This window comes from Pseudomarimonas arenosa, from assembly GCF_014841215.1.
Taxonomy (GTDB): Bacteria; Pseudomonadota; Gammaproteobacteria; order Xanthomonadales; family Xanthomonadaceae; genus Pseudomarimonas; species Pseudomarimonas arenosa.
Window position 1 is genome coordinate 1 of record NZ_JACYTR010000092.1, and the last position, 9,871, is coordinate 9,871.

Below are 9,871 nucleotides of genomic sequence, written 5' to 3' on the forward strand. Positions count from 1 at the left end.
CTAAGCGATGTTTCCACCGCCCGCCGCCCCCGACCGGCATGCCGTGGAATCCATGACCGGCATCGCGTGGAATCGGTGACCGGCATGCAATGGAATCAGTGACCGGTTTGCGTGGAATGCGCAATCATGCACCGCGCGCTGAGTTCGCCGATGCTGCGATGAACATCTAGATCCGTCATGGGTGTGGTTCCGAGTTACCGAGAGCTGGTGGATTCGCTGATGCGTTTACCGGAGCGTGATTGCTTGTTGGCAGTGGGTTCCGCGGTTCTCCCAAACAGCCGCTTGGCTTGGTGCTGGACGATGAGGCTATCGAGCACACCCTCGGCGATGGCGCGCTCGTGCTCATCGAATTGGCGGATGGCCTCGAACTTGAGCTTGAGGGCTTCATCGGGCCCGCGCTCGGTGTCCCCAAAGACCAGCTCGTCCAGGCTCACATTGAGCGTCAGCGCGATGGTGCGCAGTGCGTCGAGCGACGGCTGTGAGGCGCCGGTTTCGTAGCGTTTGATTTGGGTGAGGTTGAGCCCCAGCGCCTCAGCGAGCTGCGCTTGGGTCCATCCGCGTTGTTTACGCCAGGCGGCGAGGCGGTCGCCAAAGTCCATCGGTAGCCAGGAGGAGAAGTCCAGTGGAGCCATGACGCTAACCCGTGGGTCTGAGGGGGCTTGCAAAAGGTAGCATATAAGCCACTACAATGGAGGCTACTAAAACCCTTGACAGGGTTTGGCGCGAAAGGAGGTTCCCATGGCCCGCATCCCCGATTCCGAGCTTGAGCGCCTGAAGGCGTCCGTGTCCCTGCAGCGCCTGGTCGAGGCGGCGGGGGTGACCCTCAAGCGGCACGGCAAGGAGTGGATCGGGCATTGCCCGTTTCATGAGGACCGGACACCGAGTCTGGTGATCAGCCCGAAGGCGAACCTCTGGCATTGCCTGGGGGCGTGTCAGGCGGGTGGGTCGGTGGTGGATTGGGTGATGCGGTTTGAGGGCGTGTCGTTTCGGCGGGCGGTGGAGCTGCTGCGGCAGGATCTGGGCGAGGTGGCGGCTGAGCCGGTGAAGCCGCTGGCCCAGGAAGACTCTCATTTAGCCGCCCGCTCTGCACCGGCACTGGAGGCCGGCAACGATGCGGCCTTGCTGGGCCAGGTGCTTGATTACTACCACGCCACACTCAAGCAATCGCCGGAGGCGTTGGCCTATTTGCAGTCGCGGGGATTGGATCATCCGGAGCTGATCGACACGTTTCGCTTGGGCTATGCCAATCGCACGCTCGGCTATCACTTGCCGATCAAGGCGACCAAGGCGGGTGCAGAGCTGCGCGGGGCGCTGCAGCGGATTGGGGTGCTGCGGGAGAGTGGGCACGAGCATTTCAACGGCTCGCTGGTGGTGCCGGTCATCTCCCCCGAGGGAACGATTGGCGAAGTCTACGGCCGCAAGGTAACCCGCGATAGCAAGCTGCGGGCAGGGACGCCACTGCACCTGTATTTGCCAGGGCCGCATCGCGGGGTATTCAACGAGGCCGGGCTGGTCAGGCAGGAAGAGGTGATTCTGTGTGAGGCCTTGCTGGATGCGCTGACGTTTTGGTGTGCCGGCTATCGCAATGTCACCAGCGCCTACGGCATCGAGGGATTCACTGACGAGATCCTGGCGGCATTCCAGCGTCACGGTATTCGCCGAGTCTTGATTGCGTATGACGCGGACGAGGCGGGCAATGCGGCGACGGAGAAGCTGGCGGCCAAGCTGATGGCAGAAGGGTTTGAGTGCTACCGCTGCCGCTTCCCCAAGGGCTCGGACGCGAACCAGTACGCGCTGGAGGTGCAGCCGGCGAGCAAGGCGCTGGGCCTGGTGATTCGGCAGGCGGAATGGCTGGGCAAGGGCGCGGCGCCAACGCGGTCGGAGGTAAAGCCAGTGCCGGTGGCTCAACCGCAGGCCGCGCCCGTGAACGAAGCGGGCAGCGATTCTCCGCTTCGACGGGGCTCAGCACAGGTTTTAGTTGCCGATGTGAGCACTGATCCTGTCGTTTCACCGACTGAAACGGCGATAGCCACTGATCCCGAGCCGCCGGCCTACCGCGTGCCACCGTCCGAGCCCGCGTTGCCGATCGAGATCGATGACAAGGAATTGCGCCTGTTGTTGGGCGATCGGGCCTACACCGTGCGCGGTATCGAAAAGAACCTCAGCTACGAGCAGCTCAAGGTCTGGCTGCGGGTGAGTGCCGGCGACCATGTACACGTCGATACGCTGGAGCTGTACGCGGCCAAGCAGCGGACGGTGTGGTTGAAGCAGGCGGCGATTGAACTCGGCGCTTCTGATGACGTCCTGCGCGGCGATCTCGGCAAGCTGCTGCGGGCGGTGGAGCAGCGCCAGGATGCGCTGATCAAGGCCAAGCTGGCGCCGACGCAGGAAGCCGCTGCGCCGGTATTGAATGCCGAGCAAGAAAGCGCCGCGCTGACGCTGCTGCGTGATCCGGCCTTGGTGGAACGGATTGTGCGCGACGTGGCGGCGATGGGCGTGGTCGGCGAGGATGCCAATGCCCTGGTCGGCTATCTGGCCTGCGTCTCGCGCAAGCTGGATAAGCCGCTGGCGATTCTGATTCAGAGCACCTCGGCGGCCGGTAAGTCGACCCTGATGGATGGGATTCTGGCCCTGATGCCGGAGGCTGAGCGGGTGCACTACTCGGCGATGACGGGGCAAAGCCTGTTTTATCTCGGCGAGCAGGCGATGAAGCACAAGATCCTGGCCATTGCCGAAGAAGAAGGCGTGCGCCAGGCGGCCTATGCACTCAAGTTGCTGCAGAGCCAGGGTGAATTGACCATCGCCTCCACCGGTAAGGATCCGGTCAGTGGTCAATTGGTCACCCAGGAATATCGGGTTGAGGGCCCGGTGATGCTGTTCCTGACCACGACCGCGATTGATCTCGATGAGGAGCTGTTGAACCGCTGCCTGGTGCTGACGATCAACGAATCGCGCGAACAGACTGAAGCGATTCATCGTCGGCAGCGGCAAGCGCGCACACTGGCCGGCCTGGTGGCCAGCAAGGAAGGCGCGGCGCTGAAAGCGCTGCACCAGGCCGCGCAGAGCCTGCTGCGACCGCTGGCGGTGGTCAATCCGTACGCCGAGGCGCTGACGTTTCGCAGCGAATCGACCCGGATGCGGCGCGATCATGCCAAGTACCTGACCCTGATCGATGCGATTGCGTTTTTGCATCAGTACCAGCGGCCCGTTAAGTCAACGAGCGTGGCCGGTGAGCGGGTCGCCTATGTGGAGGTGACGCTGGACGATATCGCGCTGGCCAATCGGCTGGCGCATGAGGTGTTGGGGCGGTCGCTGGATGAATTGCCGCCGCAGACGCGGCGGGTGTTGGGCGTGGTGGTGGCGCATGTGGCGAGTGAGGCGCAGCGGCAAGCGGTGGAACGGCCTGTCGTGCGGTTCACCCGCAAGGATGTCCGCGCGCTCTGCGGGATTACCGATACCGCATTGCGGCTGCATTTGGATCGATTGGTGGACCTCGACTACCTGATTGTCCACCGCGGTGGGTTTGGCTCGCGATTCGTGTACGAGCTGGCATTTGACGGTGAATCGGATTCGCCTACGACGCATCTGGTGGGGCTGATCGATGTCGAAGCCCTGAGTGTTGGCAAAACCTCGCACCCCCGGCGAGCAAGCTCGCAGGGTCGAGGAGCGAACCTCGCACCCACCTCGCACCCCGAAAACACCCCGGTTGCACCCACCTCGCAGGGTGGACTGTTGCCTCTCAGCGCGAGCACTGGCGCGGATATTCCCTTTTTAGCCGCTGCTGTTGAGGAAACTGCACGTCTAGAAGCCAACGCGCCGCGCCGTCATAACGGCGCATCGCACGCTGCCACGCGGAACTGACCATGCCACGGGAAGGTGACTACGGCCCAAAGCGCCGACGGCTGGAAGCGCCCTCGTCGCCGGACAGCCTGGCAGCCTGGATGCGGCGTTATCTGCAGGCGCTGGCAGTGGGCGGGTTTGGCAACGACCTGTTGCGGGCGCGGCGCCAGGCGCTGACGGTGTTTCTGGAGTGGGCGAGTGAGCGCGATCTGCAGCGGCCGGGGGAGGTCACTCGGCCGATATTGGAGCGCTATCAGCGCCATTTGTTTTACCTGCGCAAGGCGGACGGCCAGCCACTGACCCTGATGCGGCAGTGGTTGCTGCTCGATCATCTGCGGCAGTGGTTTCGCTGGTTGGTGCGGCAGAATCATTTGCCGATGAATCCGGCCTCGGACCTCGATCTGCCCAAGGTCCCGCGCACAGTCCTGCCCGAGCCGCTGGAGGCACACGAGGTCGAAGCCGTACTGGCCCAGCCCGACGTCGAGGACGTGCAAGGGCTGCGCGACCGGGCGATTCTGGAGCTGCTGTATTCGACCGGCCTGCGCCGGGCCGAGGCGATGCGGTTGACGGTGTACGACCTCGAACCGCTACGCGGCATTGTGCGCGTCCACCAAGGCAAGGGTCGTAAGGATCGCGTGGTGCCGATCGGCGAGCGGGCGCTGGCCTGGGTGCAGCGCTATCTGGATGAGGCCCGGCCGGCGCTGGTGGTCGACGCCCAGGAATGGACACTGTTCCTGAACCGGTTTGGCCGGCCGTTCCAGGGCAATGGGCTGGGGGCGCTGGTGCGGCGCTATCTCAAGGCGGCCGGGATCACCAAGCGCGGCGCCTGTCATCTGTTTCGCCATGCGATGGCCACGCAGATGCTGGAGCACGGGGCAGACGTGCGCTACATCCAGGCGATGCTGGGGCATGAGAACCTGGATACCACCCAGGTCTATACCCACGTGTCGATCGCCAAGCTGCAGGCGGTGCATGCGGCGACCCATCCGGGGGCAAAGCTGGGGCGGCGGATTCAGGCCGATGGAAACGAGGAGACGTAGAATGGCCCGGTACCGATCGGAGATGACCATGGCCGCCACTGCCAACGCCAAACAGGAAGTCGAGCAACTGCTGCAGCAGCTGCCTGACGACGCCACGCTGGAAGATATCCAATACCACGTGTATGTGCTGGAGAAGATCAAGCGCGGTCGTGCGGATATCGCCGCCGGCAACAGTCAGACGACCGAACAGGCGCGCGAAAAGCTGAGTCGATGGCTAAACCACTGATTTGGTCGAACGAGGCGATCGATGACATTGATGCGATCGCCCAGTTCATTGCGCGTGATTCTCAGCACCATGCGCGCCGCGTGGTGGACGCCCTGTTTGCCCTGGGTGATTCCGCCGCCGAGCATCCACTGGCGGGGCGGGTGGTGCCGGAGCTGGGTAATCGGCTAGTGCGTGAGCGTTTCCTGTACAGCTATCGCTTGATGTATGAGATTGGCGAGGACCGTATTGAGGTGTTGGCTGTGCTGCCTGGTTGGCGCCTGATCGACTCGATTGGCGAGCGGTTCGGCGACTGACGCGCACGGCGGCGTGCGCCGCTTAACGCTACGCGTTTAAGCGGACGCTCGGACACGGCATCGCTAGACCGAAGGTCGCGCTCCGACCCGAGGAGAGCATTCGCCCCGTTTCCGCGGTCACGGCGCTTGCATGCGCCTCCGCCCTGCGCGGCATTCAGCCGCTACGGGCTCTCGGCGCGAACAGCGCAAGCACCGCGCCCGCTGGCTCTGGCCGTCCCTGGCCATCCCAGTTTAGCCGCTCGCTCCGATCCCACCTCGCTCGGCTCCTGCCTCGCGCATGTGCGTGCCGGCTCCGGCACCCCGCAAAGTGAAGAGCTACTTTGCGGGGACCCCGCCACGCCCGCACGCGAAGCCGGACTCAGCAGGCGCCCAGCATGCGCGATGGAGCTGCGCACCCTGGGCGCCTGCCGCTCCGATGAACGGGCGATTCCCCCATCCCCGTATCGCGCGGTTCGTCTGCGCGCTGTCGATCTGCAGTCGTGCGCGCTCACGGGGCTATTGGCGGCCATTCGACATAACGCGCAATTACGCGCCCACCTCCTGTGGTCCCGCGCGGCAGGCGGCGTCCTGCCGCCTGAGAGCCCCGCGCTCGCGTAATTCGTCGTTATGTCGCATGGCCGCCCCGTGCATCCCTGCACTCGCTGCGGTGGCCGCGCGTCCTGCGCGGCATAGCCAGCTCCTGCACGCTACGCGCGTTGCGCTGCGCGTCTGCGCGCCATCCCTGGCTTGCTCGCCTCATCCGGCGCAGGGCCGTTGCGCGCGGGGTCATCTCCGCGGCTCCGGTGGGGCTGTCGCCGCGCGCTTGAAAGCAACTGCTCGCTCCGATCGAACGTGTCGTTTAGTTGCTCGCTGTGGTCGGGGCAGGGTAGCGCCGTGCTCGGCCTGTCAATGCCACGCCGGCTGCGCCGGTCGCTGCGCGAGCATTGACAGGCCTGCGCGCGGCACGGGTGGGGGTTCGCCCACAGCGATCAATCCCGGTCGCGGCACACAGGAGCATCCCCATGGCCAAGTCCACCCGCCGCATCACCCTCGAATTGCCCGAGGAATTCATTGCCCTCTGCGCGTCCGATCAGGTCGAACCCGAGTTCGTGCTACGTGGTTTTATCGCCGATCTGTGCGGTCTGATCAGTTGGCAGAACGCTCCGCGCAGCGATGGCTACAACAGCAATGGCTCAGATGAACGCATGTATGCGCAGCAGTACTACGAGCGGGTCGGCTATCCGTACTGGCATCGGCTGCGCGACTGAGTGGCTAGTGCCAGGCGCCTCTCGGGGCGCCTGGCGCCGTCTCTGGCGCTGGGCATTGCGCGCGGAGCTGGGGCGCGGCTCCGCGCCCACGCAGCGGCCCGCGCGCCGCCAGCGGCCGCGCAGCGCAACAGAGCCTGCGCTGCCCGTCCGCCGGCCCTCGAAGAGCGGGCGGCTAAAGGAAAGGGCTGCTTGCCGGCGCTGCGGCCGACTCGCACACTGCGGCCATGCTCGGCCGGCTGCTCGCGCTCGTCACCGTCCTGATGCTGGCCTGTGGGTCGGCGTCCGCGTACGCGCCTGGGCGCTCGATCGCGTCTCCTGAGCTGGCCGTTGCGGGGCCAAAAACCGCGTCTAGGGATTTTGCGGCCCAGGCGAAACCGGCAGCTAAGGAAAAATCGGCACTAACGCATTGTCGCGTCGGGAGATTTTGGCATCCGCCGCTGAAGTGCACGTCAAGTGTTGGGTATACCGGCTATTACCACGACAGCGAAAGCGGGCTTAACTACGCGAAGGCGCGGTACCAACTCCCAGGCGTTGGGCGGTTCCTGCAGGTGGATCCAGCTGTTGGTGACTTCAACCGCCCGATCACTCTTAACAAGTATCTCTATGCGAACAGCAATCCACTGATTTACATCGATCCAGATGGACGAACGGCCGAGCTCAATGCGGTTGTCACGATGCTGGGTGTGGAGCGGCAAGACAGTGTTGACGCTTTCGTTGCTGCCCGAAACGCCGGACGCGCAGCCCCCTGGTATGACGTGCGAGCGAAGGCCGCTTCTGGTGCGGGAATGCTGCTTCATGGGGGCAGCACTGTGGTCCTTGGCTTGGGTGAGTTTGCCGTAGGTGGCGGCAATGCCATCGCCAACTTGGGCCTAACAGGGGCACACAAGATTGGCGTGCCAGGCACGGAGCACGGCGCCAAGTTGGCCGAGGCCGAGTTGGACGAAGCGTTTGGTCTGGTTTCGCAAGGCATCGATACGTTTAGCGACAGGCCGTGGCAAACCTTAGGCATCGCCGTCGCAGCGCCAGTTATCACTGCGAAGCAGGCGATTGTCGATGACAATCCCGAAGCGCAGATATCGCTGGCGCAAGACGCAACGAGCTTGCCGCGACTCTTGAAGCGCGTCTTTACGGGGATGGCTCAAGCCAGGCCGAACGGGGCACCAGTCACTGTAACGATAGGTGAGTCGCCAAATGGTAGCGGTGCTCTGGGCCAGTTGGAGCAAGATGCGTCAGCAATTCGTCCCGCAATTCGTGAGAATGAAATAGCGACTTTCGAGGACTTTCGGTCAAGGTCGATCATCGGCGATCGTCTTGAGGGGCATGAGGTGTTGCAGCACGCACTGCTAAAGAGAGAAGGTTTGGTGGCCGCAAGACACAGTACAGATGCCTCCAAGCAGAACCCTGTAATTGCCTTGGACAAGGACGTTCATAAGAAAGTCAACAAGGCTCAAAGAGCGTTGGATCTCCAGTCGCAAACCGCCATAGAGAACATTGGCTCGAACGCTAGGATTCTGCGGGATGTTGGGATCGCGAGAAAAAAGGTACAGAAGCTGGCAAATAAGGCAGTTGAGCATGCGCGAAGAATGGGCCTATTGGATAGCGAGGATTGATTGTGGTTATTGCTGAAGTGCTGCCACAGCTTGATCGATTCGACACAGATTCAGGATCCCTTGAGGAGTTGCATGAAATCTGCGATCGGCTCTCGGCCTGTGATGATGCGAGGGATGCGGTTCCTAGGGTGCTCAAGTTTATTGAGCAAAATCCCCACGCGGATTTGGGATGCCCCGGCCCCCTGGTTCATTTTCTGGAACAGTTTTTTAGAAGTGGGTACGAAGAAGCTCTGGCGAGCTCTGTCGAGCAGCGGCCAACGCTCTTGAATGCCTGGATGTTGAATCGGCTCATCAACGGAACCGAGGGTAATGAGAAGAGGCGCTATCGCCTAGTTATGGAGCGAGTTGCTGCCCATGCGAGTGATAGTGAAGTGCGGAAGCTTGCGGCGGAATTCTTGGGGCGGTAGCCTGCGTGCCGCGCGTACGCCGTGTTGTTGTACCACGCGTACGCCGGGTTGTTGTACCGCGCGTACGGCGGGTTGTTGTAGGGCGGGTTTTAACCTGAGGTCTCCCCAGAATATTTCTTTACGAAACCGTTAGCCCGCGTAGGGCGGGTTTTAACCCGCCGTTTAGCTGCATCAGGCCGCCAGGGAATGTTTGATGGCGACGCGGAAAGCAAGGTACTGCTGTCGGGCTGTTTCGATGAGGTCATCGAACTCTGTGGCAAACCGTGTGTATCGTGCCATTTCCTCGGGTATTCCACTGCCGCCACGGTCGATATTGAGTTCAGGGTGAAGGAACAGGCCGTCCTCTGGCGTGCGGTGGCGGAGCGGAAAGAAGTTTCGGCAGACGTATCGGTCAAGCTCGGCGAGCGCCTGCAGCAGTTGTTTAGCGGGGTCCCGTACGGCAGGAACGATGAACTGATGATCGGGTTGCTCCATGAAGTGGATCAGGTCACCCAGTTTCGATAAGCGGTCGTAGCGTGCGCCATGATTGCAGGCGAGATGGTCGAGCAGATCGAGTAGGGCGCCCTCACTGACGGTGTCTTGCAGGCGCCTGAAGAGTGCTCGATCGTGGTCTAGCTGCGGTGTATTGGCCATGGCTTGGCGAGCCAGTGACTGCGCTTCGTGGCGCTGCGTCATGCCATGCATCGCAAGGTGATAGAGCAAGCCGCAGACCACTAAGGCGAAGCCCCAGGCGATGTCGTTGCCGCCGCCGGTGATCCGCAAGTCAAAGCTGCGCTCGATGATGGCCGCGATGATTTGTTCCCATAGCGGGCTGGCCATTAGCACGGTGCCGCTGACCACGAGCGTCCAGGTGATGCCGTTGTAGAAGCGCGTGTTGCGCGCCTAAAACCAGCCGTTCGCCTTGCCGAATTATTTATCACACGATTTGAAAACTTCCTTGGCAGTTTTCCATTTCGATGTCGCACGCGGGTGAGTATGTGTCGATTTCGTACCGCACGCTGCGCCGATTTGCTGTCGAACGCAGCGCAAGGCACTTGATGGCGGCCGATGTTGTCGGCCGGTGATGGGGTGCGGGTGTGGTGTTTGACGGCGGCGGAAATGCCGACGCCAGCTCCAGCGCTGGCGTCGGGAGACGATCAGAACGACACGCTGTCGTCGAAGTCTTGCGTGCTGTGGTCGGTGTGAGTGGTGGCGCGCAGATCGCGTTG

At 62.7% G+C, this 9,871-nt stretch carries 10 protein-coding genes; 7 read left to right on the forward strand and 3 right to left on the reverse strand.

Features of this window, described 5'->3' with window-relative positions; all coding sequences use genetic code 11:
- Positions 1-194: 194 nt before the first annotated feature.
- Positions 195-632: a helix-turn-helix domain-containing protein gene (locus IFO71_RS20730; protein ID WP_225444838.1), complete on the reverse strand. Its 438-nt coding sequence runs from the start codon at positions 630-632 to the stop codon at positions 195-197.
- A gap of 106 nt (positions 633-738) precedes the next feature.
- On the opposite strand from IFO71_RS20730, the gene IFO71_RS20735 reads away from it, so the two are divergent.
- From IFO71_RS20735 to IFO71_RS20765, 7 genes are all read left to right on the forward strand, one after another.
- Positions 739-3,861, forward strand: a complete 3,123-nt coding sequence (locus tag IFO71_RS20735; RefSeq protein ID WP_192031597.1) for a CHC2 zinc finger domain-containing protein — start codon at positions 739-741, stop codon at positions 3,859-3,861.
- A 2-nt stretch (positions 3,862-3,863) separates the two neighbouring features.
- Entirely contained in the window at positions 3,864-4,880 is a 1,017-nt protein-coding gene (gene xerC, locus IFO71_RS20740) for a site-specific tyrosine recombinase XerC (protein ID WP_192031598.1), read from the forward strand.
- 28 nt (positions 4,881-4,908) lie between these two features.
- Complete coding sequence (locus tag IFO71_RS20745) at positions 4,909-5,106, forward strand: hypothetical protein (RefSeq protein ID WP_192031599.1); 198 nt, start codon at positions 4,909-4,911, stop codon at positions 5,104-5,106.
- A complete protein-coding gene (locus IFO71_RS20750) occupies positions 5,091-5,399 on the forward strand; it encodes a type II toxin-antitoxin system RelE/ParE family toxin (protein WP_192031600.1) in 309 nt (102 codons plus the stop codon). The genes IFO71_RS20745 and IFO71_RS20750 overlap by 16 nt, the downstream gene beginning before the upstream one ends.
- Positions 5,400-6,400: 1,001 nt before the next feature.
- On the forward strand, positions 6,401-6,646 hold the full coding sequence (locus IFO71_RS20755) for a hypothetical protein (protein ID WP_192031601.1): 246 nt from the start codon (positions 6,401-6,403) through the stop codon (positions 6,644-6,646).
- 224 nt (positions 6,647-6,870) lie between these two features.
- A complete protein-coding gene (locus IFO71_RS20760; protein WP_192031602.1) occupies positions 6,871-8,256 on the forward strand; it encodes an RHS repeat-associated core domain-containing protein in 1,386 nt (461 codons plus the stop codon).
- A complete protein-coding gene (locus IFO71_RS20765; RefSeq protein ID WP_192031603.1) occupies positions 8,253-8,663 on the forward strand; it encodes a hypothetical protein in 411 nt (136 codons plus the stop codon). The genes IFO71_RS20760 and IFO71_RS20765 overlap by 4 nt, the downstream gene beginning before the upstream one ends.
- Before the next feature lie 171 nt (positions 8,664-8,834).
- On the opposite strand, the gene IFO71_RS20770 is transcribed toward IFO71_RS20765, so the two are convergent.
- On the reverse strand, positions 8,835-9,482 hold the full coding sequence (locus IFO71_RS20770) for a hypothetical protein (protein ID WP_225444839.1): 648 nt from the start codon (positions 9,480-9,482) through the stop codon (positions 8,835-8,837).
- Positions 9,483-9,579: 97 nt separating this feature from the next.
- Positions 9,580-9,871 (reverse strand): hypothetical protein (locus tag IFO71_RS22095; protein WP_225444840.1); only part of this gene is annotated, 292 nt, incomplete at its 5' end.